We start from the raw sequence: 25185 nt of genomic DNA, 5'->3' as shown, positions 1-25185 counted from the left end.
CACTCGCTTGAGGATATGACTTCGATGACCCAGATGACACTCTCCAACGCTTTCGTCCCGCTGAAGCTGGCAGACCGCTCCATTGCCTGGAAGGCATTTGCGGTTGTTATCGGCACAGCGTTCCTAGCCGTCAGCTCGTGGATTTCGGTGCCGATGTTTCCGGTTCCTGTGACCATGCAGACATTTGCCGTCACCATGATCGGCGCTCTCTATGGCTGGCGCCTTGGCGGTCTTACCGTTCTCGCCTGGCTCGGCGAAGCGATGATCGGTATGCCGGTATTGTCTGGTGGCGCAGGTGGCTTTATCCAGTTTGTCGGTCCGACTGCCGGTTACCTCGCAGCCTTCCCAGTTGTGGCTGCCGTTGTTGGTTTCCTTGCCGAGCGCGGACTGACTCGCAATCCATTTGTTTCAGCCGCAGTCATGTTGTTTGGCAACCTGCTTTGCCTCGTGCTCGGTGCGTCATGGCTGGTGCATCTGTTTGGTCTTGAAACCGCATGGACAGCCGGTGTTCTGCCATTCCTGATCGGCGCTGTGCTGAAATCCGGTCTTGCTGCAGCAGTGATTGAAATGCTGCGCCGCTCGGGCATCATGGTGCGCAAGCCTTGACCATCAAACTGCGTGCGCACCATCTTCTGTGCATGCTGACCTATGTCGGTAAAGGCTATAGTCCGGCCTTTACCGGCAATTACGATAAAATCATCGCACGGCTTGCCGCCGGTGAGGATATTCTTATCCAGGAGGGGCCGGACGATATCTGCCAGCCCCTGCTGGGCGAGGAAGACCCGCACTGTTTTTGGGACAGTGTGGTGGAGCGCGATGCCAAGGCTGCGCATGATGTCGGGCTGCTGCTCGGCAAAACCATCACATCAGGCGATATTCTCGTGCTCGACCGGAAAATGGTCGAAAGCTTCCGCGCCGCGTTCAAGCAGGGCGCAACCCGCAAAGCGTGTGGTGGATGCGAATGGTTTGATCTCTGCTCCAGCGTATCGAAAGCCGGCTATGCCGATACGCGGCTCGCATTTCCCTGAATTGATCAAAATGTATGATGATCCGGGTGCTGGACGAGACGCCGCTTTTTACCTATAAGGGCGCCATTCCAGACGCATGTTTCCGCCTGAACAGCCTGCAGCCTTGGTTCGCAGGCTTCCGTGAGGAAACGGCAGAACCAGATCAAAGCACGCAGGGGTGCCATGGCAGGCCATTCACAGTTTAAAAACATCATGCATCGCAAAGGGCGTCAGGACGCCGTGCGGTCGAAGATTTTCTCCAAGCTTGGGCGCGAAATCACCGTTGCCGCCAAGCAGGGTCTGCCCGACCCGCTGATGAACCCGCGCTTGCGCCTTGCCGTGCAGAATGCGCGCGCGCAGTCCATGCCAAAAGACAATATCGAACGCGCCATCAAGAAGGCCGCGGGCGGTGACAGCGATAATTACGAAGAAGTACGCTACGAAGGATATGGCCCGGGCGGCGTTGCCGTTATCGTTGAAGCCTTGACCGACAACCGCAACCGTACAGCGTCGAATGTCCGTGCAGCCTTCACCAAATCCGGTGGTGCGTTGGGCGAAACCGGCTCGGTCGGTTTCATGTTCAGCCGCGTGGGTGAAATCACCTACAAGCCGGAAGCCGGCGGCGCCGACAAGATCATGGATGCAGCCATTGAGGCTGGTGCCGAAGATGCTCAAAGCGATGAGGACGGCCATATCATTCTTTGCGCTTTCGAGGACATTGGCGATGTATCCAAGGCGCTGGAAAGCGCTCTTGGCGAAGCCGAATCCATCAAGGCGATCTGGAAGCCGCAGACCACGGCTCCGGTTGATGAAGAGCGGGCGCAGTCAGTTCTGCGGCTGATTTCGACCCTCGATGATGATGATGACGTGCAGAACGTCTATGCGAACTTCGAAGTCAGCGACGAAGTTCTGGCCAAGCTCAGCGCAGCTTAAGCCCAACCGTTTTTTAAAAAGCCCGCTGGTTTCGCACTGGCGGGCTTTTGTTTGTTGATGGCTGCAAGAGTTATGGCACGTGGTTCGACAAGCTCACCATGAAGGAGAGTGGTGCGTTACAAGGTGCCAAGGTTTGCAACGCTGACGATCATCATTGCAATCCTCCATCCCCCTCATGGTGAGCTTGTCGAACCACGTACAATGGCAATGCAGGCTTGCCTAGTTCACCGGTCCATCACCGCCCAGCGCTTCCATATCCGGTTCAGCCGGTGCAACACCCGTAGCGCGATTGACCAGAACGGTGACAATCCAGAGCAAGACCCCCACGCCTATAAGAACACCGGCGATCTTGTATTGCACTGGATCACGGCCCGTCCATGGACCGGCAAAGAAGGCGCAGGAAATTGCGCCAAGTACGGGCAAAAATGTCGGCGTACGGAAATGCTCGTGCGCGACCTTTTCACGCCGCAGAATCAGCACAGCAATGTTGACGACAGTGAAGACGAACAACAGCAACAGAGCCGTTGTGCCGCCGAGGGCCGGAACCTCTCCGACAAAGGTGATGAGGGCAAAAGCCAGCAATGTGGTGAAGCCAATGGCAATATAGGGTGTGCGGCGGCCCGCATGCACCTTGCCAAGCAGCGGCGGCAGCACGCGCTCACGGCTCATGCCATAGACGAGGCGGCTGGCCATCAGCATGTTGATCAGAGCGCTGTTGGCGACAGCAAACATGGTGATGAAGCCGAAAATCCATAAGGGGAAATTTGGCGCACCGGCCTGCACGACTTTCAGCAGCGGTGTTTCACCGACACCAAGCTCTTCCGGTGAAACCAATGTGATCGCTGAAATTGAAACGAGCACATAAATCCCGCCCGTTATAAACAGACCGATCAGCAAAACCTTTGGAAAGATCTTCGAAGGGTCTTTGCATTCCTCCGCCATATTAACCGAATCTTCGAAGCCGACCATGGCGAAAAAGGCCAGTGTCGTTGCTGCCATGATCGACCAGAAGATGCTGGAATCCGGTGACGTCGCGAATTGGGTGATGCGCGATACGTCGCCCTGTCCGCCGACGATGGCCCAAAGGCCGATGAAGATAATGATCAACAGACCGGTCAGTTCAACCACAGTCAGCACCACATTGGCCTTGACGCTTTCGCCCACGCCGCGAAAATTGACGATAGCGACAATCGCCATGAAGGCGAGGGCGACAAGGGTGATGCCGATGCCGGTTTCAAGGTTGAGCTGAAAGGCTCCGGACAGATTGGCGGCAAAGGCGCGCGATGCCGTTGATGCCGAGGTAATACCCGAGCACATCACCGTAAAGGCCACGATGAATGTGATGAAATGGATGCCAAAAGCCTTGTGGGTGTAAAGGGCCGCCCCCGCAGCCTTTGGATATTTGGTTACCAGTTCGAGATAACTCATGGCAGTGACAACCGCGACGATGAAGGCAACCAGAAAAGGCAGCCAGACAACACCGCCGACCTGCTTTGCCACCTGACCGGTAAGCGCATAAATACCGGTGCCAAGAATATCGCCAACGATGAAGAGAAGAAGAAGCCAAGGGCCCATCACCCTGTGAAGACTTGGCTCGATTGGCGCTGTAACAGCGCTGTTGCTACCTGTGGTCACGTCGGTCATTGGGTTTCCCTCTCCCTTGCACGCAGATAAGCTATGGAAAAGCTATGGACGTCGTCGTGACTTGTCAAACGGCTGCCTGATTTACTTGCTCCTCATTCATACAACCTGACACACTGTGGCTTGGTTGCGTCACGCGACCAATTTTTGCGGCGGCCCCTCTTTTCGCTGTGTCTTCTGCGTTATGACTTGTGGCAGCGACAGCAAGAGGAACGATCATGAAGAAACTGTTGGTGGTTGCAGCTTTCACTTTGAGTGCGGTTCACCCATGGCCGGTGATGGCGGCGGAACAGGCCGCCGAGGACCGAATCGAGCAATCCACCTATCAGTGCGAACGCGGCGTCATTGTTGACGCCACCTATATCAACACCAAGGATGGTTCATCCTTCGCCGTGATCAATGTCGAAAACAAGCTGGTGCCGATGCGGACCTCACAGAGCGGGTCTGGAGCGCTCTATATCGCCATCGACAAGGCGGATAGCTATCGCTGGCACACCAAGGGCGATGCGGCGATTCTTTCTTATCTCGACGCGGCACCGGGCTCGGCGGAAAAGACGCTGCTGTCCGATTGCAAGGCGAGTGACGCTGAAGAATAGATATCAGGCAGCTTTGGCGACAGGCTTGCTCATATACAACGAAAAGCCGCCCATGAAGGGTTCTTCCCGGTCGATCCGGTAGCCGAGTTTGAGATACAGCGCGACATTTTCAGCGAACTGTTTGTTGGTGAAGAGACGCAACGCGTCAAATCCGAGGGAAGCAGCTAGTTGTTCCGCATGGGCCATCAAGCGTTTGCCATAGCCACGGCCTTGAAACGGGGGTGCGACAGCAATGTTCTCGATCAGGAGATGGTCGCTTTCTGCGATAGTCTCGATAAGGGCGGCGAGTTCGTCTCCGGCATAGAGAAGATCGACACGATGATGTTCAACCGCATGGTCATAATCCGCAACCATAGGCTTGGGTTCGCGGCCAATCACAGGAATCCACTTGGCATAAGCTGAGCGGACGAGCGCACGCACAGCGGCTGCATCGTCCGTTGTTGCTCGCACCAGTTTCACAGCTCCGTCCTGCATGGTTTCCTCCGTGTCAAATGATGGAAGCAAGGAATATGAATTCGTGGGCGGGTGCAAGCACGTGAGACGGGAGTAGAGTTGAGTTTACAAAGCAAAGGCGAGGCAGACGGCATGATGCAGGACGACATTTACACAAACCGTGATCTGACCGCGCTTTATGATGCGCTCAATCCGGCGCGCGATGACACGGAATTCTATCTTCACATTGCGGGACCAGCAAAGCGCATACTCGACCTTGGCTGCGGCACCGGCTTGCTGGCGTGCATGCTGTCAGCGCGAGGGCATAACGTCACCGGCGTTGAGCCTGCGGGCGAAATGCTCGACATAGCGCGGCACAGGAAAGGCGGCGGAGGTGTTACGTGGATCGAGGGCGATGCACGTTTACTGAAGTTGGAGCAGAGCTTTGACCTCGTCATCATGACCGGCCATGTGTTTCAGGTGTTTTTAACCGATGACGACGTGCGTGCTGTCTTCAAGACGGCCTTTGAGCATCTTGGCAAGGGCGGGCGGCTGATCTTCGAAAGCCGCAATCCGCTTGCCAAGGCGTGGGAGGACTGGACGCCGGAACGAACTGGAAAGACAATCTCTGTTGAAGGGGTGGGCGAGGTTACCGTGCAGCACCGGCTGATATCGGTGGATGCTGATCTGGTGTCGTTCGCGACCGATCATACATTCCATCGAACCGGCAAAACCATCGTCAATGGCAGCACGCTAAGGTTTCTGTTGCAAACCGAGATAGAGCAGCGTTTGTATGCTGCTGGGTTCAGTAAAACCATATGGTATGGCGATTGGCACCAGGGCCCGGTGCAGACAACGAGCCAAGAGTTGATTGTCGTCGCAGAACGCAATTGATCATCAGGATTGCAGGCAAAGAAAAACGGCCCCGAATGAACGGAGCCGTTTTTAAAATCCGGTATGCCGAAGGGATTAAATACCCAGATTGGCGAAGCGGCTCTTGAACTTCGAAACGCGGCCGCCACGGTCTGTGAGCTGCTGCGAACCACCGGTCCAAGCTGGATGTGTGGACGGATCGATATCGAGGTTCATCGTATCGCCTTCCTTGCCCCATGTGGAACGGGTCGTGTATTCGGTGCCGTCTGTCATCACAACCTTGATGTTGTGGTAGTCTGGATGAATATTGGCTCTCATCTGTCTTAATCCTGAACTTAAGGGGCACAAAACTGGAGCCACATGCGATGTGGAAAGCCGGTTCGGAGCCGATTGGTAGAGATGAAGCCAAACGTCACACGGACATGGGCTTCCAAAACTGTTGGCGAGCCTATACATCAGCCTTAAAGCAATAACAAGGCCATCTGGCCGCAAAGTCGCAATGCGATATAGGAAGACTTGAAAAGAATGGCCGACACGGCTTTTGCAGAAGCGGAAAAGAAACGGCGCTCGTTGAAACCGCTGCAGCGCATCTTCCCCTATATGGCCCGTTACAAGGGTATGGTGATCGGTGCATTGATCTCGCTGTGCATTGCTGCTGTGACAACATTGGTGCTGCCGCTCGCCGTTCGCCGGATGATTGATCATGGCTTTACCGGCTCGAATGGCGTCTTCATCGACAATTATTTCGGCATGCTGGTTGTGCTGGCCGCTGCACTGGCTGTTGCCTCGGGCGGGCGGTATTATTTTGTCATCACGCTGGGCGAGCGCATCGTTTCCGACCTGCGCCGCGATGTTTTTGCCCATCTCACGAAATTGTCACCGGCTTTCTTTGACAGCACCCAGTCGGGCGAGATTGTCTCGCGGCTGACGGCGGATACAACACAGATCAAGTCGGCTGTTGGCGCAACAGCATCCATCGCCCTGCGCAATCTGATCCTTGCCTTTGGCGCCATCGTGATGATGATTATTACCAGCGCCAAGCTCTCCGGTCTGGTGATTGCCGCCATTCCGCTCATCATCATACCGCTGGTTGCCTTCGGGCGCTCGGTGCGCCGCCGCTCGCGCAATGCCCAGGACACATTGGCGACTGCGACCGCTTATGCCAGCGAATCCATCATTTCCGTACGGACCTTGCAGGCCTTCACCAACGAGAAGCTGGCGACAGGCCGCTTCGGTGCTTCCGTAGAGAATGCTTTCACTGCTGCCCGTTCCTCGGTGAAGGCGCGCGCCGTGCTGACGGCCTTTGCCATTTTCATGATCTTTTCCAGCGTGGTCGCCGTGCTCTGGTTCGGCTCGCGCGATGTGCTGGCGGGTACGATTTCGCCGGGTACGCTTGGCCAGTTCCTGCTTTATGCGGTGTTTGCTGCCGGGGCGCTCGGTGCGCTTTCGGAAGTCTGGGGTGAGCTGTCACAGGCATCGGGCGCTGCCGAGCGTTTGATGGAAATCATGGCGGAAAAACCCGCTATTGCTGCGCCTGCAAAGCCGGTGGCCCTGCCGGAGCCCGCAATTGGCTCAGTCACGTTTAACGACGTACGTTTCAACTATCCGTCACGCCCTGACGCGCCTGCGCTGCGTGGTCTCGATTTCGACGTCAAGCCGGGCGAGACGGTCGCCATTGTCGGTCCGTCCGGAGCGGGCAAGAGCACGGTGTTCTCGCTGCTGCTGCGCTATTACGATCCTGTCTCGGGCAGCATTCGTGTGGACGGTGTTGATCTGCGCGACGCGGATCCTTTTGCCCTGCGCTCGCGCATCGCCATTGTGCCGCAGGATACAACGATCTTTGCCGCGACCGCCCGCGAAAATATTGGTTTCGGCCGGCCGGGCGCCAGCAATGCGGAGATCGAAGCGGCAGCCAAGGCAGCCCTGGCGCATGACTTTATCACGGCGCTGGACCATGGTTATGAAACCCAGGTGGGTGAGCGCGGTGTGATGCTTTCAGGCGGTCAGCGCCAGCGTATCGCTATCGCCCGGGCGATCCTGCGCGATGCGCCGATTCTGCTCTTGGACGAGGCAACTTCGGCGCTCGATGCCGAAAGTGAAATTCTGGTGCAGAAGGGTCTTGAGCACCTGATGCAGGGACGCACCACACTGGTGATCGCACACCGTCTGGCGACCGTGCTCAAGGCGGATCGCATTCTCGTCATGGACGACGGCCGCATTGTCGAGGAAGGCACACATCAGAGCCTCGTCAAGAAGAACGGGATCTATGCCAACCTCGCCAAGCTGCAGTTTGAAGCGGGTGCCGATGCATTCCGCGGTGCCGCCGAGTAGCTTATCCCTTGCCTGCTGCAGCCCGTCCTGCGGCCCTGCCCGAGAAGATGCAGCCGCCAAGGAATGTGCCCTCGAGCGCGTTATAGCCGTGATAGCCGCCGCCACCGAAGCCGGCGGCTTCACCTGCTGCATAGAGGCCCGGTATGGGCGCTCCGGCAGCGTCGAGCACCTGTGACTTCAAATTGGTATGCAATCCGCCCAGCGTCTTGCGGGTGAGGATATTGAGCCGCACGGCAATCAATGGCCCCGCCTTGGGATCAAGTATCCGGTGCGGCTTGGCGATACGGGTCAGACGATCACCGATATAGTTCTGTGCGCCGCGCATGGCGGTGACCTGCGCATCTTTCGAGTACTTGTTGTTGATTTCGCGGTCGCGCGCCTCGATCTGGCTTTTGAGATGATCATGGTCGATCAGGTTGCCGCCGGTCAGGGCATTCATCGCCTTGACCAGTTCCTGCAGATTGTCGCGAACGATGAAATCCTCGCCATGCTGTTTGAAAGCTTCGACCGGCGGCGGAGCGCTTTTGCCGAGACGGTTTTTCAGGAGCAGTTTCCAGTCCTTGCCGGTCATGTCAGGGTTTTGTTCGGAACCCGACAGGGCAAATTCTTTTTCGATGATTTTCTGGGTCAGAACGAACCAGGAGTAATCGCATCCGGTCGAAAGGATATGCTTCAGCGTGCCCAGCGTATCGAAACCCGGCAGGAACGGCGCAGGGAATCGATTGCCCTTTGCGTCGAACCACAGAGATGAAGGGCCGGGAAGAATGCGAATCCCATGGTTTGGCCAGATGGGGTTCCAGTTTTTCAAACCTTCGGTGTAGTGCCACATACGATCGGCATTGATGACGGCACCACCAGCTTTGGCGGTAATATCGATCATGCGGCCATCGACATGGTGCGGAACACCGACAACCACATTCTCGGGTGGATTGCCCAGCCGGTCGCGCGGCCAGTTGCGCTTGACCAGTTCAGGATTACCACCGATTCCGCCGGAGGTGACAATCACGCTCGCAGCTGAAAGCTCGAAACTGCCGGAGATCTCGCGGCCGGATTGCTGGCCGCGATCCACTTTCGATGCCTCCAATATGTCGCCGCTGACGCCGGTGACCGCGCCGTTGGTGGTGGTCAGGGCATTGACGCGGTGGCGGCATTTGAGCGTGATCAAGCCCTTGTCGATGGCTTCGCGCACCAAGCGTTCAAATGGCGCAACAACACCCGGGCCTGTGCCCCAGGTCAGATGAAAACGCGGCACCGAATTGCCGTGGCCGCTGGCCAGCGCCCCGCCGCGTTCTGCCCAACCGACGACCGGGAACCAGCGCATGCCGAGCGAATGCAGCCAGCTGCGCTTCTCGCCGGCGGCAAACTGCAGATAGGCGTCCGCCCATTGCTTCGGCCAGTGGTCTTCGGCGCGGTCGAATTGTGCGGATCCCAGCCAATCCTGTTTCGCCAGTTCGAAGGAATCCTTGATGCCGAGCCGCCGCTGCTCGGGGCTGTCGATGAAGAACAGGCCGCCCAGCGACCAGAAGGCTTGCCCGCCGACGGAATTCTCGCCCTCCTGTTCGAGCAGAATGACTTTTTTACCCGCCTGCGCCAGCTCGTTTGCGGCCACAAGGCCGGACAATCCAGCTCCGACGATGATTGCATCGGCATCCATTGCCATTCACACCTCCCAATGCTTTGTTCTACTTATGATTGCGCGGCTAAGGTTGCCATGCAAGGGGATAACAGGTCACCAAGGGGTGAAAAGGGGACATCATGGTTGCGAATATTCTCATCGGGCTGGTGGCCCTGCTGCATGTCTATTTCATGTATTTGGAAATGCTGGTGTGGGATAAGCCGCAGGGGCTGAAGACTTTCCGGCTGACGCAGGAATTTGCTTCCGCGTCAAAGGCGTTGGCGCTCAATCAGGGGCTTTATAACGGATTTCTCGTCGCCGGGCTCGTCTGGGGCTTGTGGCTTGGCGAAGCGGGCTTTGCCATCAAGGTGTTTTTTCTCGGCTGTGTGATCGTCGCCGGTATTGTCGGCGGTTTGAGCGTCAACCGGCGCATCTTCCTTGTGCAGGGCGTGCCAGCAATTCTTGCACTGGCCGCGCTGATTTTCCTTTAGCGCTCGGTCAGCTTGAGCTCGATGCGGCGGTTACGGGCGCGCACCTCCGGTGTGTCGCCCGGCTCAAGCGGCTGAAACTCACCAAAACCCGCCGCTACCAGACGGTTGGCGGAAACGCCGTTGGCGATGAGGAACTTGACCACCGAAATAGCGCGGGCCGACGAGAGTTCCCAATTGTCTTTGAACTGGCCCGTGCCTGACAGCGCAACATTATCCGTGTGACCATCGACCCGCAGCACCCAGTTGATCTCATCAGGGATTTCCTTTTGCAGATCGATGAGGGCGAGGGCCAGTTTCTTCATTTCTTCGGAGCCTGCTTCGTTCAGCACGGCCGCGCCTGAAGGAAACAGCACTTCGGACTGGAAGACAAAGCGGTCGCCGACAATGCGTATGTTTTCGCGGTCGGAGAGAATTTCACGCAGCCGGCCGAAGAAATCGGAGCGATAGCGGTTGAGTTCCTGCACGCGTTGCGCCAGCGCAACGTTCAACCGTTTACCGAGATCGGCAATTTTGGTGTTGGATTCCTTATCGCGCGTCTCGGAGGCATTCAGGGCGTCTTCCAGTGCGCCGATCTGTTTGCGCAATGCCAGAATCTGCTGATTGAGAATTTCAACCTGCGACAGGGCTCGGGCGCTCAACTGCTTTTCGTTTTCCAGTCCGGCGGTCAATTCGCTGATCTTGCCATCGGCCGCTGCGCCAACGCCTGCACCTTGCGAGAGTGCCGATTGCAACCGGGACTGCTCGTTTTGCGCCTTGGTCAGGGACGCTTGCAGATTGGCGATTGTGTCTTCCAGATCCTGCTTGTTGCCCTGTTCAAGCGACAGCATCTGGGTTAGTTCATTGATCTGGGAATTCAGCCGGTTGAGCACCGCATCCTTGCCGGTGATTTCCTGGCTGAGGAGAAACTGTGCCAGAACGAACACGGACAGGAGAAACATGATCGCCAGCAGAAGCGTCGACAACGCGTCGACGAAGCCCGGCCAATAATCCACATGGCGAATAGCGCGGCGGTTGCGACCGAGCGCCATATTCAAGCGTCCTTGTTGCGGGTGACAGACTCGCTGAGCTTGGCCAGTGTCTCTCGCATGGATTTCTGTTCTTCAGCCTGCTTTTCCACCCAGTCACGCATCATTTGCTGTTCGGAGCGCATATTTTTGACCAGCCCCTGAATGCCTTCGGCAAGGCTTGCCAAAGCGGCAGTGGTGCGTTGGCTGGAACCGCCCGTCTCTTGAATGTTCTGCAAGCGCTCAGAGAGTGAACGCAACTCATCGGTGGTGCCACTGTTGAGAACATCCATGGCGTGCAGGTCCGATCCAAGATCCGTCACGCTCGACAGCCAGTTTTCCAGTTCCGTGTAAAAGCGATTCTGAGCGCGGCCCGCCTGCAGATCAAGAAAGCCGAGAACGAGGGAGCCGGACAAACCAAACAGCGAGGATGAGAACGCTGTGCCCATGCCCTTGAGCGGCGATTGCAGGCCTGCCTTCAACGCATCGAGAACGCCATTGGCGTCACCGGCGCGCGGATCCAGCGATTGGATCGTCGTACCGATAGATCCGATGGTTTCCAGCAGGCCCCAGAAGGTGCCGAGGAGACCGAGAAACACCAGCAGTCCGATCAGATAGCGCGATACATCGCGTGTTTCATCGAGGCGAGTGGCGATGGAGTCGAGCATGGAGCGCATGGCGTTGGTCGACAGCGCCATCGATTGCCGCCGTCCAATAAGGGCGCGCATCGGCGCCAGCATGACCGGCTTGGAGTTCGGGTCGGAATTGCCCTCACGGAAGGAGTTAACCCAGCGCACTTCGGGGAAAAGGCGAACGACCTGACCGAAGGCAAGCAGGATACCAACAATGAGAACGCCAATGATCAGGCCGTTCAAACCGGGATTGGTGGTGAAGAAGCCGGAAATCTGGCGAAAAAGAATGGCGGCAAGAAAGGCGACAATGGCAAGAAAGATTGCCATGGATAACATGACAAGCCGGGGGCTGGAGAGCCGGTATGGATCGAAGTCATCACCGTCCATAACCCGACGGGTCGAACTGAAATCAGCCATTACATCGTCTCCGCATTAGCCACGCGCCAAGCAACCTCGTTCGTGTCATGGAACGAACGGAAATCGCACAAACCCAAATCGGTTTGTGCGACCCTAACCGAAATTAAGGTGAAAATGGAAGGTGGAATGCGGTAACAGCTGAATTTGTTCTGATTTTAGTCAAACTCAGCTGTTCTGGCCAAATCGATGGTCAGATCGGCTTCTTCAGTGTTTTCAAAAGCGCGCGCTGGATGGCTTCGTTGCCCGCAACAATGGCTTTGCTTTCGATAACATCCTGACTGCCATCGAGATCGGTGATGAACCCGCCTGCTTCGCGTACCATGATGATGCCTGCGCCGATATCCCAAGGCGAAAGACCGTCTTCCCAGAAGCCATCAAAGCGGCCTGCTGCCACGGCAGCCAGATCGAGTGCTGCAGCGCCCATGCGGCGAATGCCGGAGACTTCGCCCATGACATTGCGCAGTTGCAAGAGGTAGTCACCATGCTGACCACGGCCCAGATGCGGAACGCCGGTGCCAATGACGGAATCAACCAGCTTGATACGACCGGAGACACGCAGACGGCGATCATTGAGGAAGGCGCCGCCGCCACGCTCAGCCGTGTAAAGTTCATCCATGGCCGGGTTGAAAATAACGCCCGCAACAATCTGGCCCTGACGTTCAAGCGCGATGGAAACGGCGAACATCGGAATGCCATGCAGGAAGTTTGTCGTGCCGTCGAGCGGGTCGATGAGCCAGCGGTGCTGGCCGTCCGTGCCTTCGACTGTGCCGGTTTCTTCCATCAGGAAGCTGTAGTCCGGCCGGGCACGGCGCAATTCTGTATAGATGATTTCTTCAGCGCGGCGGTCAGCCTCGCTGACATAGTCGCCGGGGCCCTTGAGCGAAACCTGCAGATTCTGCACTTCGCCAAAATCGCGCGCGAGGGAGCGGCCAGCTTTCATAGCAGCCTGCACCATTACATTGAGGATCGCTGAACGCGCCATTTCAGATCATTCTCCGTCTGAATTCGTTGATGCGGGCGCCATTCTTAAGCGGCGCCCGATAATGCCTGCTTAGTCAGCGCGGCGGACGTAGGTCAATTCGTTGGTATCAACGATGATGCGTTCGCCCGACGAGATGAACGGCGGAACCAGAACGCGAATGCCGTTTTCGAGTACAGCCGGCTTGTAGGACGAAGCCGCAGTCTGGCCTTTGACGACCGGATCTGCCTCAGTGATGGCGAGCGTCACATAATCCGGCAGGGAAATGCCGATCGGACGTTCGTCGTAAAGTTCGACAGTAACCATCATTCCGTCCTGCAGGAATGCAGCGCGATCGCCGACGAAATCCTTCTGCAGTTCGAGCTGTTCGTAGCTGGTGGTGTCCATGAAAATCAGCGCTTCGCCCTGCTCGTAGAGGAAGGAGAAATCCTTCTGCTCAAGACGGACCTTTTCAACGGTTTCAGCGGCGCGGAAACGTTCGTTCAGCTTGGTACCGTTGAGCAGGTTCTTCAGTTCGACCTGATTGTAGGCGCCGCCCTTGCCGGGCTTGACTGCATTGGTCCGTACGGCGACCCAGAGGCTGCCGTCATGTTCGATCACATTGCCAGGACGGATTTCATTACCGTTGATTTTCATTTGTTTATCCGGATTGGTGTTGGGAACCGGGCGCCGACATGCCGGCGGCAGCCGATATTGGCGCCTCCAAGACCACAAATTCGCGCGATAGGCAGAGAAAGCGCAAAAAGAGCCGGTTACAGCTCTTTTTGCGGCTAAGCCTGCGCCATCATGCTGCGAGCGCAGTTTCGGCGACGGAAACCCAGTAGCTGATGCCGTAGGGTATGGCATCATCATTGAAATCATAGGCCGAATTGTGCAGCGCTGCAGTGTCGCCATTGCCGATGAAGATGAACGCGCCGGGACGCTTTTCCAGCATGTAGGAAAAATCTTCCGCGCCCATAACAGGGGGCATGTTGCTGTTGACTGCATTGTCACCGGCAATGAGCTGGGCAACACCGGTGGCGAAATCGGTTTCGCGGTCATGATTGAACGTGACCGGATAGCCCTGATCATACTGCACTTCTGCCTCTGCACCGAAAACAGCGGCTGTGGCTTCGGCGACTTCAGTCACGCGTTTGCGGGCGAATTCGCGGATTTCCGGCGCCAGGGTACGAACGGTGCCTGACAGGGTGACCGTGTTCGGGATGACGTTGGTTGCATCGCCGCCGTGAATCATCGCCACTGAAATGACCAGGGATTTCAGCGGGTCGAGTTCGCGCGATACCAGCGATTGCAGGGCGAGAACCGTATGAGCGGCGGCGACAACCGGATCAATTGTCGTATGCGGTTTGGCGGCATGGCCACCGCGCCCGATCACCTTGATCTCGAACTCGTCTGTCGCTGCCATGATCGAGCCCTTGCGCAGGGCGAACTGGCCAACTGGCAAACCCGGTGCGTTGTGCATGCCATAGACTTCCTTGATCGAGAAACGGTCCATCAATCCGTCATTGATCATGGCGAGCGCACCCGCGCCGCCTTCTTCGGCAGGCTGGAAGATTACAGCCACCGAGCCTTTGAAATTGCGGGTTTCGGCCAGATATTGTGCTGCGCCGAGCAGCATGGCGGTGTGGCCGTCGTGACCGCAGGCATGCATCTTGCCGGATGTTTTCGATGCCCACGGCTTGCCACTGGATTCGAGAATGGGTAGCGCATCCATATCGGCGCGCATGCCAATGACCGGACCCTCACCATGGCGGCCATGAATGATGCCGACCACGCCCGTCCGTCCAATACCGGTTTCCACCGTGTTGCAGCCGAAGGATCGGAGCTTTTCCGCAACAAACTGCGAGGTCTCGTGCACATCGTAGAGAATTTCCGGATTTTCATGCAGATGCCGACGCCATTCAGCGACATCTGGTTGCATTTCATGCGCACGATTGATCAACGGCATTTTTCAGTTCCCATTTCGATTGGTATTGCAGCACCAGATCAACGCAACTTGTTGGCTTCCGTCAATGCGGCTTTCATCTGATCGTCGTCGAGACCGTCCAAGAAGGAATCAAGTTCGTGGTCGCTGAGCCCGGCGCGGCGCGCAATGATATACCAGGCCGCGGCCTTGATCGGATCGCCTTCCACACCGAGGCCCTGATAATAAAGCTTGGCAAGCTGGGCCTGTGCGGCGACATTGCCGCCGGCCGCTGCTCGCAGCGTCCAGCCAAACCCGGACGTATAATCCCGGGGACCGCCGCGCCCTTCGACAAACCAGCGGCCAAGATCAAGCTGAGCCGTATCATAACCCTTCTTTGCCGCCTTGATCAGAAATTCGCGCGCTTTCGTGTCATCACGGGGAATCGTAAGGGTGCCATTCGCCAGAATCTGGCTGAGGGCATATTCGCCATCCGCCAAGCCCTGTCCCGCAGCTTTCTCAAACCACGGATAAGCGCTGTCGATGCCGACCGCGCCGGGATGTTCCTGCATCAGTATCTGGGCATAGTTGAATTGGGCCATGGCATTGCCGGAATCAGCTGCGGCTTTCATGAGGACCTTGGCCTTCTGTGGGTCGCGCGGCGCATATTTGCCTTGCAGCAGAATCGTGCCGTAGCGGAACTGCGCTTCGGGAACACCCTGTTCTGCAGCCTTGCCGTACCATTTGGCTGAGTCTGCGAGGTTGACCGGAATGCCGAGGCCCCGTGCCTGCATATCGGCAATTAACACCTGCGCCGCGCCATCACCAGCTTCGGCGCGCGGCAGCGCCAGATTATAGGCAGTTATGTAAAGGCCGCGCTGATAGGCGCCAAACGCGTCGTCAATCGCACCTTTGCCAAAGCGCGTCGGATTGACGATGTCGGCGGCGGGATCACTGGCCAGCTTCGGTTTGTCTTGTTTAGGGGTGGTTTGCGGCGTTTCGAGCTGTTGCGGTGCATCGGTGGGTGCCGCCGTTAGAGCTGGAGCGTGATTGACAACAGGCGCTTCAGGCGCCGCGGCGGCTGGTACGGGCGCCGCTGGAGAAGGAGTTTCCGTTGCAGCCGGGGGTGTCTGGGCCGAGGCTTCCCATGTCAAAACCGGGAAGGCTGCCAGCACGGCCGCGACGGTGCAAAGAAGTTTTCCGGATTTTGCTCCCATGGTTCTATTCCTCGAAACGTGGCGCATGTTCGTCAAGCAGGCGATTGGCTTCCTTGACGGCTTCTGCCGGTGCGCCATTGCCGAAGACAGCTGCACCCAACGCAATAAACTCCGCGCCAGTTGCGGCCGCATCCGTAATGCTTTCCAGGGTATTGCCAGCCTGAACGATGCAGGGAATTTCGATCATCGACGCCCACCAGTCAGCCAATTCGACATTGCGCGGGTGCGCCTCAGGGGTGGTATCCGCCCCGATCTTGCCAAAAAGGACATAGTCAGGCTGTGCCTCGCCGATTTCGAGCGCCGTGTGGCGGTTCTTGATATTACCGGTCCCGACGATCAGTTTGGGCGAGAAGCGCTCGACATTGGCTGCCAGCTCACCGGCAGGACCTTCCAGATGCAGGCCATCGGCCTTGACGCGTCCGGCAATCTGCGTGTTGCCAACGATAATGGCGGCAGCACCGGCATTCTGAATGATGGGCACGACGCTTTCGGCCATGGTCTGAAACAGGGTTTCGTCCGTTTCATAGGCCGGCAGAAGCACGGAGGCGACATCGCCGCCAGACAGGGCGTCTGTGAGTTTTTTTGCCAACTCGTCAGCGGTCGCAGCCGGAGGCGCGATCAGAACGATACGGCAGCGTTGAGGTGTCTGTTCATTGTTCATTGGCTGCAACCTTACAATCGTTCTCTATAGAATGGGCAATCATGATGGAATTCGGGCATAGAGGAAGCCTGCTTGTTTGAACAGTCTTTTCCCTGAACCTGAACTCGCTGTTTGTTGCATATTAGTCTTACAGCCTAGGTCGTACACTCATAAATCTGATTGAAATCGACCATATCCTTTGGACGCCGAAACGGCTGCAAGCTGCAGTGTCGAGCCGCTCAGCCGGGGGAAAGGCCCCGCCCTTCGCGCCTCTCCTCGCATCTTCTTGCCGTTTCAGGCGCCATTTCAGTCAGATTTATGAGTTTACGACCTATTACTTAGTATTAAATCAGGACGTTTCGCCAAAAAGCATTTTTCAATTGCGGCTTTCATCGGTTAAGGATGGGGTCCCTCCTTCCGGATTTTCACCATGCATGATCTCCTGTTGAACCCCTGGTTCTATGCTGTTGCCGTGCCTGCCACGATTTTGATCGGTATGTCGAAGGGTGGTCTCGGCGGTGCCATGGGGCAGGTGGGCGTGCCGCTGATGGCGCTGGTCATGCCGCCGGTACAGGCAGCGGCGATAATGCTGCCGATCCTGATCATTATGGACGTGGCCAGTCTGTGGAGTTGGCGCGGGTATCGTGACACCAAGGCGTTGAAGCTGATGCTGCCAGGCGGATTGCTTGGCGTCGGCATCGGCTGGCTGACGGCTTCGGTGGTGACCGATGATATGGTGAAGCTCATTGTTGGCGCGGTGGCGATCATCTTTTTCGCCCGCTATATGCTTGCCAGCGCTGCCAAACGCGCCGCTGCCCAACCCCATAATGCGGCAGCGGCAACGTTCTGGTCAACGATTGCCGGTTTTACCAGCTTTGTCGCCCATGCAGGTGGTCCGCCCTATCAGGTGTATGCGCTGCCACTCCGGCAGGACCCAAAGATTTATAACGGCACCAGCGTGATCTTTTTCGCCGTTATCAACGCGGTCAAGGTCATCCCGTATTTTGCCCTCGGCCAATTTGATGCTGAAAACCTCAAGGCGGCGGCGGTGTTGATGCCGATTGCACCCTTGGCGACTTTTGCCGGTGCGTGGGTGGTCAAACGTATGCGGCCAGAAGTGTTTTACCCCTTCATGTATGTGATGATCCTGCTGATGGGTCTGAAGCTTTCCTATGACGGGCTGGTCGCGCTGTTCTAACTGCGGGGCGGCTTGGACGTTGGAGGAATTGTCGGACGGACAATGCCCCAGCCGATTGGTTCCACGTGATTGCCCGGATGCTCCTCGCCAGGTCCCCAAAGGGCCTGATAGGTGTCAATGGCTCTGCGTTGCTTCTGCAGAACGCAGAATGCAATCACCAATGCGATCCACCAGAGACCAATCACCAGCCACATCCAGTGTGGTGCATTGGTGATGTAGAGGCCCGTCACGATGGCAGCCGCAGCAAGCAGAATGGCGACATAGCCCGCCGACTTGTGGAACCGCTCAAAGATGCGCCGCCGCAGCGTCATGTCGTAATGATCGCCATGAAACGAGCCGTCGGGTGCCGGTTCGGCGGGGCCGCCGGTTGTGCCGCGAAACCAGATCGAGGCGAATTGCATCAACGCCAGTGCAAGGCAGGACCAGCCAAGTACCCTGTGAAAAAGGCTGTAGGGGCGGTCATCCGACGCGGTCACTATGAGGATCAGCGCGGCGATAACAACCACACCTGCGCTGTACTGGATGATCCGGTGACCGTTCCACCACGTCCGGTTATCGACGTGTCTTGGCCAGTCCTGCCTCGGCATCACCTTGAAGAAACGCGCGACGATAATTCCCAGCGGAAACAGGATTGCCCAACCCAGGACCATGAGCCGGGCATGCCAGGACACGGCAAAGATCACATGGTGAATGCGGGAAGGATCAAGCGGAGAGAGCAGCCATTCGAACATGAGATCTCATCAAAACGGTAATAAACGATAATAAATGTTGATAGCGTATATGGGAACATCATGTTGCCATGACCGGACTTCTGTCAATCGCCCACGCAACAGGCGTTTCACGGCAAACAACGTCCCGTTGTTCTTCGGTTAGGTCCAAAGAATTGTGTCGATGTCATAATTATGAACGAAAGTTGATCGACCGAATCGCAACTTTCGGACTATGTAAACATTATCAAACGCAACCGTCAGATTAACCGCTCCCATACGAGGCCGGGGGTGCTGTGATTGAATCTTGCATGACAGGAATTGGTGAATGCTATGACACAGACACAGCTCAAGCAGCGCGATACGCGCATTGACGTCTTCCGGGCTCTGGCACTTCTGACCATCTTCATCAACCATGTGCCGGGTACCGTATTCGAACATCTGACCCATAAGAATTTCGGGTTTTCAGATTCCGCCGAAGCCTTTGTGCTGATCTCGGGCATTGCTGTCGGTTTGGCCTACGGGTCGAAATTCGATTCGGGCAATCGCTTTTTGATGACGTTGAAGGCATGGCGCCGCGCGGCGACGCTGTACAGCGCACATATCCTGACGACTGTCGCAACGCTGGCGATCTTCTGTGCTGCCGGAATTTATCTGAGGCGGCCGGAATTCATGTCTTTCATCAATATAGGCCCGCTGATGGACGAGCCAGCCAAGGCTCTGATCGGTTTGGCGACGATGGGTCATCAGCTCGGTTACAACAACATCCTGTCGATGTATGGCGTGCTTCTTCTGATGCTGCCGCTGTTTCTGCTGCTCGCCAATATCAGCCTCTCGACGATGGTCGGTGCGTCAGGTCTGTTGTGGCTGGTCTCGGGCGTTTATCAGATCGCGCCGCCGAACTATCCGACGGACGGGGTGTGGTTCCTCAATCCCTTATCATGGCAGTTCCTGTTTGTGATCGGCATTGCCGGTGTCATGCACGTGCGTCGCGGCGGACATATTCCGTTCAACAAATATCTTTTCGGCCTGTCCGTGGGTTATATCCTGCTGGCACTGGTCTGGGTGCGGGTACCGCTCTGGGGTATCGATACCTCGATGGGCCTGCCGATGGTGGTGACCGGTTTCGACAAGACGTTCCTTTCGCTGACCCGTCTCGCCCATGTGCTGGCATTTGCCTACATCATCGTTTCGGTGCCAGCCATATCCAATCTGGCACGCACGGCGGAGGATCATCCGCTGGCAATTCTCGGCAAACATTCGCTGCCGGTGTTCATTGCCGGTACGATCCTGGCCATGGTTGCCCAGATCGTGAAAGTGATGAACCCGGGTGATGTTTTGGACGATACGCTGCTGATCGCCAGCGGAATCATGGCGCAGTTTGCACTGGCGCATTATCTCGAATGGCTGCCGAGCATTGGCTGGGGCAAACGCCCGGTACAACAGGCACCTGCGGCGAAATCCAAACTGGTTGTTGCTGGCAAGCCGGTCAGCCCGGCTATGAAGTCGGGTAATACCAAGGTGGTGATGTCCCGTTAGTCAAATCGGTTTCAAGACCACGGCCCGCTCTGGATTCCAGAGCGGGCCTTTGTTTGAGCCGATGGAAAAAGCGATAGCCATTATTTGTCGCGTTGGTCTAAGCTTCACAACGTAAAGCGTTGGGAGGCGTAGCGCATGGATGGAATTTTCGATCGTGATCTTGAGCGCAATGCGGCGAACCACCAGCCGCTGACGCCGCTAACCTATCTGGAGCGGGCAGCGCGGGTTTACCCTTCAAGAGTAGCGATCATTCACGGCGCACAGGAGTATGACTACGGCCTGTTCTATCAGCGGACGCGCCAGCTCGCTTCGGCGCTGTCCCGGCTTGGTATTGGCAAGGGTGATACGGTAACGGTCATGTTGTCGAATACGCCGCCCATGCTGGAAGCGCATTTCGGTGTTCCGATGGTCAAGGCTGTGCTGCATTCGGTCAACACAAGGCTGGATGCCGCCGTCATTGCCTTTCAGCTTGATCATGCGGAAACCAAGGTAGCCATTGTCGATACGGAGTTTTCTGCGGTTTTTCAGGAAGCTCTGTCGCTGGCGAAGGTCAAGCCGCGCGTTGTTCACTTTGTCGATACGCAATATCCCGATGATGCACCCTATCCGCAGGGCGAGCCATTTGGCGAGATCGACTATGAGGCGTTCGTGGCCAGCGGCGACCCCGATTATGACTGGTCTATGCCGGATGACGAATGGGATTCCATCACGCTCAATTATACATCCGGCACCACGGGTGATCCAAAAGGTGTTGTCTATCACCATCGCGGCGCGGCGCTGATGGGTTATGGCAATGTCGTGGCTTCGGGCATGGGCCGGTATCCGGTCTATCTGTGGACTCTGCCGATGTTTCACTGCAATGGCTGGTGCTTTCCGTGGACGCTGGCCCTGCAGTTCGGCACGCATGTCTGCCTGCGCTGGGTCAGGGCCAAGCCAATCTATGATGCCATCGCGGATCATGGCGTGACGCATCTGTGTGGCGCGCCCATCGTCATGTCCGTGCTGATCAATGCGGCGGATGAGGACAAGCGCGACTTTCCGCAAGTTGTTACTTTCAATACCGCAGCGGCACCGCCGCCGGAATCGGTGCTGGCAGGGATGGCCGATGCGGGATTTGCGGTGACGCATCTCTACGGGCTGACAGAAACCTACGGCCCGGCTGTCGTCAATGAATGGCAGGATGAATGGGACGTTCTGGAAGCTCCGGTGCGCACCGCCAAGAAAGCGCGGCAGGGCGTACGCTATGCGGCGCTGGAAGACCTTGCCGTGCTGGATCCTGAAACCATGCAGCCGGTGCCTGCCGATGGCGAGACAATCGGCGAGGTGATGTTTCGCGGCAATATCGTCATGAAAGGTTATCTAAAGAACCGGGCTGCCAGCGATGCGGCCTTTGCCGGCGGCTGGTTCCATTCCGGCGATCTCGGCGTCATGTATCCTGATGGCTATATCCAGCTGAAGGACCGTTCCAAGGACATCATCATTTCGGGTGGAGAAAATATCTCGTCAATCGAAGTCGAGGATGCCCTATACAAGTTTCCGGCGGTGGGAGCCTGTGCGGTTGTGGCCCGCCCGGATGACAAGTGGGGCGAGACGCCGCTTGCCTTCGTTGAGCTGAAACCCGGAAAAACTGCAACCGAGGAAGAACTGATCGCCCATTGCCGCACGTTGCTGGCGCGATTCAAAGTGCCCCGGCATGTGCTGTTTGAGGATATTCCCAAGACGTCTACTGGCAAAATTCAGAAGTTCGAACTGCGAAAACGCGCCAAAGCCATGGGGAATTGAAGGCTTCCTGTAATCTTTCCATCTGATGTGGTTGCAACTCTAACGTCGGCGTTAACCACTCGTTAAGCATTACAAGTTATAAATTGATCATCCAGTTTTCTGGATTCTTACCAAGTGGTTTGGCCACTTTGTTTGACGCCTCCCTGTTAGACTCCTGAGAGCCGCCACGTTTTGCGGCTCTTTTTTTATGTTCATATCTATTCCGCGACCCTGACGTTAACCCTTTATTAAGGATAAACTTGCGCTCATGTGGGCATGCGGGCAGGTTGATGGGGAATACTGCCCGTTGACCGTTGTAGTGACCCGCTTGCTGTCCCAGTAAGAGAGCGCTGCTTTGAGAATCAGCGGATTTTTAATGACAGGGCATGACATGGTTGAACAGGAATTCCACGCTGACAATACAATCCGGCTCGCGGACCGCATGGTCCGGTCGGAAACGTTCAATCATATCTATGATGAAGGCATGAGTCTGGTCGAAGAAGCCGCAGCCTATCTGGATGGCGAGGGCCGTACGGAAGCCAGACGGTTGAGCCGCGTTGCTGCCACGCTCTATGCCGCCGAATCCATGCGCCTGACGACCCGGCTGATGCAGGTGGCTTCGTGGCTGCTTTTGCAAAGGGCGTCGCGCAGCGGGGAAATGACCCAGGAACAGGTGCTTTCCGAAAAAGCGAAGGTTCGCCTCGATACGGATTCAGCGCCGGAGACTGTGGCAGGATGGGATGAGATTCCCTTTGGCTATTGTGATCTTGTTCACCGTTCCCTGCGCCTGCAGGCGCGCGTTCGCCAGATGGACGACGAGATTTACAACGACGGCGCAAGCGCCGGACACCGGCGCAGCCTGACGACCAATCCTGTCTCTGATCAGATCAGCCTGCTGGCAACGGCCTTTGCGCATCGCTGAAAGTGCGTTTCTCCTGGGATAATCGTGCATAACGCAGCAATCTGTTTCTCTTTTGTTCACTTTTGTGCTGTCAAGTTCTCTGACAGCTCGATAAGGTTTGCACATGAAAGAAGCGATTCGCATCATTGGAATTGATCCTGGCCTGCGGCGGACAGGATGGGGCATTATCGAAACGCTTGGTAATTCCCTGCGCTTCGTCGCAGCAGGCACGGTCCTATCCGATGCCAAGCTTGATCTTGCTTCACGTCTTTGCCAATTGCACGACGGGCTGGCTGGTATCATTCACGGCCAGATGCCGCATGAGGCGGCTGTCGAACACACATTCGTCAACAAAGACGCCACGGCAACGCTGAAGCTGGGTCAGGCGCGGGGCATTGCATTGCTCGTACCGGCGCTCGCCGGGTTGCCTGTGGCCGAATATGCTCCCAACGCAGTCAAGAAGGCAGTGATTGGTGTCGGGCACGGTGAGAAGAAGCAAATCCATATGATGGTGAAAGTGCTGATGCCCAAGGCAACGTTCGATACGGACGATGCGGCGGATGCGCTGGCGGTTGCCATTTGCCATGCCCATCACCGGCAGAGCGCCATCGGCCGGATTGCTATTGAACAGAAACTGGCGGCGCAATTATGATCGGAAAACTCAAAGGCACTGTCGATGAAATCGCCGAAGATCATGTGATCATCGATGTGCATGGTGTCGGTTACGTCGCTTATTGTTCGGCGCGCACACTGTCGAACATGCCGGCAGCCGGCGAGGCTGCGGTGCTTTTGATCGAGACATATGTACGTGAAGACCTGATCCGTCTCTTCGGTTTCGGTACAGCGCTGGAACGCGAATGGTTCCGCCTGCTGCAGAGCGTGCAGGGAATTGGTGCCAAGGTGGCGCTGAGTGTCCTTGGAACCTTGTCGCCCTCCGATCTCGCCAATGCGATTGCACTGCGCGATATTGCCATGGTCAGCCGTGCGCCGGGTGTCGGCAAGAAGGTGGCCGAGCGCATCGTCATCGAGCTGAAGAACAAGGCGCCCGCCTTTGCCGGTGAGGCGATAGGCACCATCGGGCTCAAGCAGGAACTGGGCGAGGGCGTTGCGCCCGCGCCGGTGGCCGATGCGGTCTCGGCGCTGACCAATCTCGGCTATTCCCGCGACCAAGCCGCCAATGCCATCGCCGCTGCGCTGCGCGATGCGGGCGAAGATGCGGATTCAGCCAAGCTGATCCGTCTGGGTTTGAAGGAACTTTCCCGGTGATGTGGTTGCCTGACGCAGCGCACTGTGCGAGGACGGGCACATGAGTGATGTCAGCCGATTGATAACCCCCGACAAGCGCGGCGAAGATGCGGATACATCGCTGCGCCCGCAGACCCTGAACGATTTTGTCGGGCAGGCGGCGGCGCGTGCCAATCTGAAAGTTTTCATCGAGGCGGCCAAATCGCGCGGCGAGGCGCTGGATCATGTGCTGTTCGTCGGTCCGCCCGGTCTCGGCAAGACAACACTCGCGCAGATTATGGCCAAGGAACTCGGGGTCAATTTTCGCTCAACGTCCGGCCCTGTCATTGCCAAGGCGGGTGATCTGGCTGCGCTTTTGACCAATCTTGAAGAGAACGACGTTCTTTTCATTGATGAGATTCATCGTCTCAATCCGGCAGTGGAGGAAATCCTCTATCCAGCCATGGAAGACTATCAGCTTGATCTGATCATCGGCGAGGGGCCTGCAGCCCGTTCGGTCAAGATCGATCTGGCAAAATTCACGCTGGTGGCGGCGACGACCCGCCTCGGCTTGCTGACGACGCCGCTGCGCGATCGTTTCGGGATTCCGGTCCGGCTCAATTTCTATACGGTTGCCGAGCTTGAGCACATTGTCCGGCGCGGTGCCCGGATCATGGGTATTGGCATGACCGATGACGGGGCGCTGGAAGTGGCACGCCGGGCACGCGGCACACCGCGTATTGCCGGACGGCTTTTGCGCCGCGTGCGGGATTTCGCCATCGTCGATGGCAAGGATTCCATTGATCGGGAGACTGCCGACTCGGCTTTGTTGCGCCTTGAAGTCGATGCGCTGGGGCTGGATCAGCTTGACCGGCGCTACCTTTCGATGATTGCCCATAATTTTGGCGGTGGTCCCGTTGGTATTGAAACGATTGCAGCCGGGCTTTCCGAACCGCGCGATGCGATCGAGGACATTATCGAGCCCTATCTGATCCAGCAGGGATTCATCCAGCGCACGCCGCGCGGCCGTGTCCTGACGGCGAACGCCTGGAAACATCTTGGGTTGAATGCGCCAGCTGAACTCACCCAGCAGCAGATCAGCCTGTTTCAGGAAGGCGAGGATTAGGGCAGGGTTACACACCTA

26 protein-coding genes are annotated in these 25185 nt (G+C 57.0%); 14 read left to right on the top strand and 12 right to left on the bottom strand.

Annotated elements, in window-relative coordinates; genetic code table 11:
- Window positions 1–24: 24 nt before the first annotated feature.
- The 3 genes from HB779_RS02535 to HB779_RS02525 all read left to right on the top strand — a co-directional run bounded on the left by HB779_RS02535 (window position 25) and on the right by HB779_RS02525 (window position 1940).
- Entirely contained in the window at window positions 25–606 is a 582-nt protein-coding gene (locus HB779_RS02535) for a biotin transporter BioY (protein ID WP_188344254.1), read from the top strand.
- Window positions 603–1028 carry a DUF1284 domain-containing protein gene (locus HB779_RS02530; RefSeq protein WP_188344253.1) on the top strand — a complete coding sequence of 142 codons (426 nt, stop codon included), beginning with the start codon at window positions 603–605 and terminating at the stop codon, window positions 1026–1028. The genes HB779_RS02535 and HB779_RS02530 overlap by 4 nt, the downstream gene beginning before the upstream one ends.
- Window positions 1029–1190: 162 nt before the next feature.
- Entirely contained in the window at window positions 1191–1940 is a 750-nt protein-coding gene (locus HB779_RS02525; RefSeq protein WP_188344252.1) for a YebC/PmpR family DNA-binding transcriptional regulator, read from the top strand.
- Between the two features lie 219 nt (window positions 1941–2159).
- Here the strand turns inward: HB779_RS02525 and HB779_RS02520 are convergent, their stop codons facing one another.
- Window positions 2160–3584 (bottom strand): APC family permease, encoded by a 1425-nt coding sequence (locus HB779_RS02520; protein ID WP_188344251.1) that lies wholly within the window; start codon window positions 3582–3584, stop codon window positions 2160–2162.
- Window positions 3585–3799: 215 nt separating this feature from the next.
- Between HB779_RS02520 and HB779_RS02515 the strand changes: the two genes are divergently transcribed.
- Window positions 3800–4177 (top strand): MliC family protein, encoded by a 378-nt coding sequence (locus tag HB779_RS02515; protein WP_188344250.1) that lies wholly within the window; start codon window positions 3800–3802, stop codon window positions 4175–4177.
- Window positions 4178–4180: 3 nt separating this feature from the next.
- Here the strand turns inward: HB779_RS02515 and HB779_RS02510 are convergent, their stop codons facing one another.
- Window positions 4181–4651 (bottom strand): GNAT family N-acetyltransferase, encoded by a 471-nt coding sequence (locus HB779_RS02510; RefSeq protein WP_188344249.1) that lies wholly within the window; start codon window positions 4649–4651, stop codon window positions 4181–4183.
- Between the two features lie 78 nt (window positions 4652–4729).
- Here HB779_RS02510 and HB779_RS02505 point away from each other — a divergent pair, with 78 nt between their 5' ends.
- On the top strand, window positions 4730–5503 hold the full coding sequence (locus tag HB779_RS02505; RefSeq protein WP_210302601.1) for a bifunctional 2-polyprenyl-6-hydroxyphenol methylase/3-demethylubiquinol 3-O-methyltransferase UbiG: 774 nt from the start codon (window positions 4730–4732) through the stop codon (window positions 5501–5503).
- A gap of 75 nt (window positions 5504–5578) precedes the next feature.
- Here the strand turns inward: HB779_RS02505 and rpmE are convergent, their stop codons facing one another.
- The gene (rpmE, locus tag HB779_RS02500; protein WP_091879845.1) at window positions 5579–5800 is read right to left on the bottom strand and encodes a 50S ribosomal protein L31; all 222 of its coding nucleotides are present in this window, start codon (window positions 5798–5800) and stop codon (window positions 5579–5581) included.
- Window positions 5801–6007: 207 nt separating this feature from the next.
- Here rpmE and HB779_RS02495 point away from each other — a divergent pair, with 207 nt between their 5' ends.
- Window positions 6008–7813, top strand: a complete 1806-nt coding sequence (locus HB779_RS02495) for an ABC transporter transmembrane domain-containing protein (RefSeq protein ID WP_188344248.1) — start codon at window positions 6008–6010, stop codon at window positions 7811–7813.
- 1 nt (window position 7814) lies between these two features.
- Here HB779_RS02495 and HB779_RS02490 read toward each other — a convergent pair whose 3' ends face one another.
- On the bottom strand, window positions 7815–9473 hold the full coding sequence (locus tag HB779_RS02490; RefSeq protein WP_188344247.1) for an FAD-binding dehydrogenase: 1659 nt from the start codon (window positions 9471–9473) through the stop codon (window positions 7815–7817).
- Window positions 9474–9568: 95 nt separating this feature from the next.
- On the opposite strand from HB779_RS02490, the gene HB779_RS02485 reads away from it, so the two are divergent.
- Window positions 9569–9919 carry a DUF1304 domain-containing protein gene (locus HB779_RS02485; RefSeq protein WP_188344246.1) on the top strand — a complete coding sequence of 117 codons (351 nt, stop codon included), beginning with the start codon at window positions 9569–9571 and terminating at the stop codon, window positions 9917–9919.
- Here the strand turns inward: HB779_RS02485 and HB779_RS02480 are convergent.
- The 7 genes from HB779_RS02480 to HB779_RS02450 all read right to left on the bottom strand — a co-directional run bounded on the left by HB779_RS02480 (window position 9916) and on the right by HB779_RS02450 (window position 16732).
- A complete protein-coding gene (locus tag HB779_RS02480; protein ID WP_188344245.1) occupies window positions 9916–10947 on the bottom strand; it encodes a peptidoglycan -binding protein in 1032 nt (343 codons plus the stop codon). The two genes, HB779_RS02485 and HB779_RS02480, sit on opposite strands and share 4 nt — an antisense overlap.
- A gap of 2 nt (window positions 10948–10949) precedes the next feature.
- Window positions 10950–11972 (bottom strand): MotA/TolQ/ExbB proton channel family protein, encoded by a 1023-nt coding sequence (locus HB779_RS02475; protein WP_188344244.1) that lies wholly within the window; start codon window positions 11970–11972, stop codon window positions 10950–10952.
- A 190-nt stretch (window positions 11973–12162) separates the two neighbouring features.
- Window positions 12163–12954 (bottom strand): inositol monophosphatase family protein, encoded by a 792-nt coding sequence (locus HB779_RS02470; RefSeq protein ID WP_188344243.1) that lies wholly within the window; start codon window positions 12952–12954, stop codon window positions 12163–12165.
- A gap of 69 nt (window positions 12955–13023) precedes the next feature.
- The gene (gene efp / locus HB779_RS02465; RefSeq protein WP_182548798.1) at window positions 13024–13587 is read right to left on the bottom strand and encodes an elongation factor P; all 564 of its coding nucleotides are present in this window, start codon (window positions 13585–13587) and stop codon (window positions 13024–13026) included.
- A gap of 148 nt (window positions 13588–13735) precedes the next feature.
- Complete coding sequence (locus HB779_RS02460) at window positions 13736–14899, bottom strand: M20 aminoacylase family protein (RefSeq protein WP_188344242.1); 1164 nt, start codon at window positions 14897–14899, stop codon at window positions 13736–13738.
- Between the two features lie 38 nt (window positions 14900–14937).
- Window positions 14938–16071 (bottom strand): tetratricopeptide repeat protein, encoded by a 1134-nt coding sequence (locus tag HB779_RS02455; RefSeq protein ID WP_188344241.1) that lies wholly within the window; start codon window positions 16069–16071, stop codon window positions 14938–14940.
- A 4-nt stretch (window positions 16072–16075) separates the two neighbouring features.
- Window positions 16076–16732 carry a thiamine phosphate synthase gene (locus HB779_RS02450; protein ID WP_188344240.1) on the bottom strand — a complete coding sequence of 219 codons (657 nt, stop codon included), beginning with the start codon at window positions 16730–16732 and terminating at the stop codon, window positions 16076–16078.
- Between the two features lie 409 nt (window positions 16733–17141).
- On the opposite strand from HB779_RS02450, the gene HB779_RS02445 reads away from it, so the two are divergent.
- The gene (locus HB779_RS02445) at window positions 17142–17909 is read left to right on the top strand and encodes a sulfite exporter TauE/SafE family protein (protein WP_188344239.1); all 768 of its coding nucleotides are present in this window, start codon (window positions 17142–17144) and stop codon (window positions 17907–17909) included.
- Here the strand turns inward: HB779_RS02445 and HB779_RS02440 are convergent.
- Window positions 17906–18640, bottom strand: a complete 735-nt coding sequence (locus tag HB779_RS02440) for a cytochrome b561 domain-containing protein (protein ID WP_188344238.1) — start codon at window positions 18638–18640, stop codon at window positions 17906–17908. The genes HB779_RS02445 and HB779_RS02440 overlap by 4 nt on opposite strands.
- Before the next feature lie 309 nt (window positions 18641–18949).
- Between HB779_RS02440 and HB779_RS02435 the strand changes: the two genes are divergently transcribed.
- The 6 genes from HB779_RS02435 to ruvB all read left to right on the top strand — a co-directional run bounded on the left by HB779_RS02435 (window position 18950) and on the right by ruvB (window position 25167).
- Entirely contained in the window at window positions 18950–20155 is a 1206-nt protein-coding gene (locus HB779_RS02435; protein WP_188344237.1) for an OpgC family protein, read from the top strand.
- 135 nt (window positions 20156–20290) lie between these two features.
- Entirely contained in the window at window positions 20291–21937 is a 1647-nt protein-coding gene (locus tag HB779_RS02430; RefSeq protein ID WP_188344236.1) for an acyl-CoA synthetase, read from the top strand.
- A gap of 355 nt (window positions 21938–22292) precedes the next feature.
- Window positions 22293–22838: a DUF1465 family protein gene (locus HB779_RS02425; RefSeq protein WP_244642446.1), complete on the top strand. Its 546-nt coding sequence runs from the start codon at window positions 22293–22295 to the stop codon at window positions 22836–22838.
- 103 nt (window positions 22839–22941) lie between these two features.
- On the top strand, window positions 22942–23469 hold the full coding sequence (gene ruvC / locus HB779_RS02420; protein ID WP_188344235.1) for a crossover junction endodeoxyribonuclease RuvC: 528 nt from the start codon (window positions 22942–22944) through the stop codon (window positions 23467–23469).
- Entirely contained in the window at window positions 23466–24083 is a 618-nt protein-coding gene (ruvA, locus tag HB779_RS02415) for a Holliday junction branch migration protein RuvA (protein WP_188344234.1), read from the top strand. Before ruvC ends, ruvA begins: the two co-directional genes overlap by 4 nt.
- A gap of 40 nt (window positions 24084–24123) precedes the next feature.
- Window positions 24124–25167 (top strand): Holliday junction branch migration DNA helicase RuvB, encoded by a 1044-nt coding sequence (gene ruvB, locus HB779_RS02410; RefSeq protein WP_188344233.1) that lies wholly within the window; start codon window positions 24124–24126, stop codon window positions 25165–25167.
- The last annotated feature ends 18 nt before the right edge of the window (window positions 25168–25185 follow it).

This window comes from Phyllobacterium sp. 628 (genome assembly GCF_014189505.1).
In the GTDB taxonomy this organism is placed as follows: domain Bacteria; phylum Pseudomonadota; class Alphaproteobacteria; order Rhizobiales; family Rhizobiaceae; genus Phyllobacterium.
This window is presented reverse-complemented; position numbering and strand designations above follow the sequence as displayed.

What these genes read in the sequence shown, in the direction of transcription:
- HB779_RS02535 (WP_188344254.1), top strand. Translation starts at nt 25, where the DNA reads ATGACCCAGATGACACTCTCCAACGCTTTCGTCCCGCTGAAGCTGGCA.
- HB779_RS02525 (WP_188344252.1), top strand. Translation starts at nt 1,191, where the DNA reads ATGGCAGGCCATTCACAGTTTAAAAACATCATGCATCGCAAAGGGCGT.
- HB779_RS02520 (WP_188344251.1), bottom strand. Translation starts at nt 3,584, where the DNA reads ATGACCGACGTGACCACAGGTAGCAACAGCGCTGTTACAGCGCCAATC.
- HB779_RS02515 (WP_188344250.1), top strand. Translation starts at nt 3,800, where the DNA reads ATGAAGAAACTGTTGGTGGTTGCAGCTTTCACTTTGAGTGCGGTTCAC.
- HB779_RS02510 (WP_188344249.1), bottom strand. Translation starts at nt 4,651, where the DNA reads ATGCAGGACGGAGCTGTGAAACTGGTGCGAGCAACAACGGACGATGCA.
- rpmE (WP_091879845.1), bottom strand. Translation starts at nt 5,800, where the DNA reads ATGAGAGCCAATATTCATCCAGACTACCACAACATCAAGGTTGTGATG.
- HB779_RS02495 (WP_188344248.1), top strand. Translation starts at nt 6,008, where the DNA reads ATGGCCGACACGGCTTTTGCAGAAGCGGAAAAGAAACGGCGCTCGTTG.
- HB779_RS02490 (WP_188344247.1), bottom strand. Translation starts at nt 9,473, where the DNA reads ATGGCAATGGATGCCGATGCAATCATCGTCGGAGCTGGATTGTCCGGC.
- HB779_RS02485 (WP_188344246.1), top strand. Translation starts at nt 9,569, where the DNA reads ATGGTTGCGAATATTCTCATCGGGCTGGTGGCCCTGCTGCATGTCTAT.
- HB779_RS02480 (WP_188344245.1), bottom strand. Translation starts at nt 10,947, where the DNA reads ATGGCGCTCGGTCGCAACCGCCGCGCTATTCGCCATGTGGATTATTGG.
- HB779_RS02475 (WP_188344244.1), bottom strand. Translation starts at nt 11,972, where the DNA reads ATGGCTGATTTCAGTTCGACCCGTCGGGTTATGGACGGTGATGACTTC.
- HB779_RS02470 (WP_188344243.1), bottom strand. Translation starts at nt 12,954, where the DNA reads ATGGCGCGTTCAGCGATCCTCAATGTAATGGTGCAGGCTGCTATGAAA.
- efp (WP_182548798.1), bottom strand. Translation starts at nt 13,587, where the DNA reads ATGAAAATCAACGGTAATGAAATCCGTCCTGGCAATGTGATCGAACAT.
- HB779_RS02460 (WP_188344242.1), bottom strand. Translation starts at nt 14,899, where the DNA reads ATGCCGTTGATCAATCGTGCGCATGAAATGCAACCAGATGTCGCTGAA.
- HB779_RS02455 (WP_188344241.1), bottom strand. Translation starts at nt 16,071, where the DNA reads ATGGGAGCAAAATCCGGAAAACTTCTTTGCACCGTCGCGGCCGTGCTG.
- HB779_RS02450 (WP_188344240.1), bottom strand. Translation starts at nt 16,732, where the DNA reads ATGAACAATGAACAGACACCTCAACGCTGCCGTATCGTTCTGATCGCG.
- HB779_RS02445 (WP_188344239.1), top strand. Translation starts at nt 17,142, where the DNA reads ATGCATGATCTCCTGTTGAACCCCTGGTTCTATGCTGTTGCCGTGCCT.
- HB779_RS02440 (WP_188344238.1), bottom strand. Translation starts at nt 18,640, where the DNA reads ATGTTCGAATGGCTGCTCTCTCCGCTTGATCCTTCCCGCATTCACCAT.
- HB779_RS02435 (WP_188344237.1), top strand. Translation starts at nt 18,950, where the DNA reads ATGACACAGACACAGCTCAAGCAGCGCGATACGCGCATTGACGTCTTC.
- HB779_RS02430 (WP_188344236.1), top strand. Translation starts at nt 20,291, where the DNA reads ATGGATGGAATTTTCGATCGTGATCTTGAGCGCAATGCGGCGAACCAC.
- HB779_RS02425 (WP_244642446.1), top strand. Translation starts at nt 22,293, where the DNA reads ATGACAGGGCATGACATGGTTGAACAGGAATTCCACGCTGACAATACA.
- ruvC (WP_188344235.1), top strand. Translation starts at nt 22,942, where the DNA reads ATGAAAGAAGCGATTCGCATCATTGGAATTGATCCTGGCCTGCGGCGG.
- ruvA (WP_188344234.1), top strand. Translation starts at nt 23,466, where the DNA reads ATGATCGGAAAACTCAAAGGCACTGTCGATGAAATCGCCGAAGATCAT.
- ruvB (WP_188344233.1), top strand. Translation starts at nt 24,124, where the DNA reads ATGAGTGATGTCAGCCGATTGATAACCCCCGACAAGCGCGGCGAAGAT.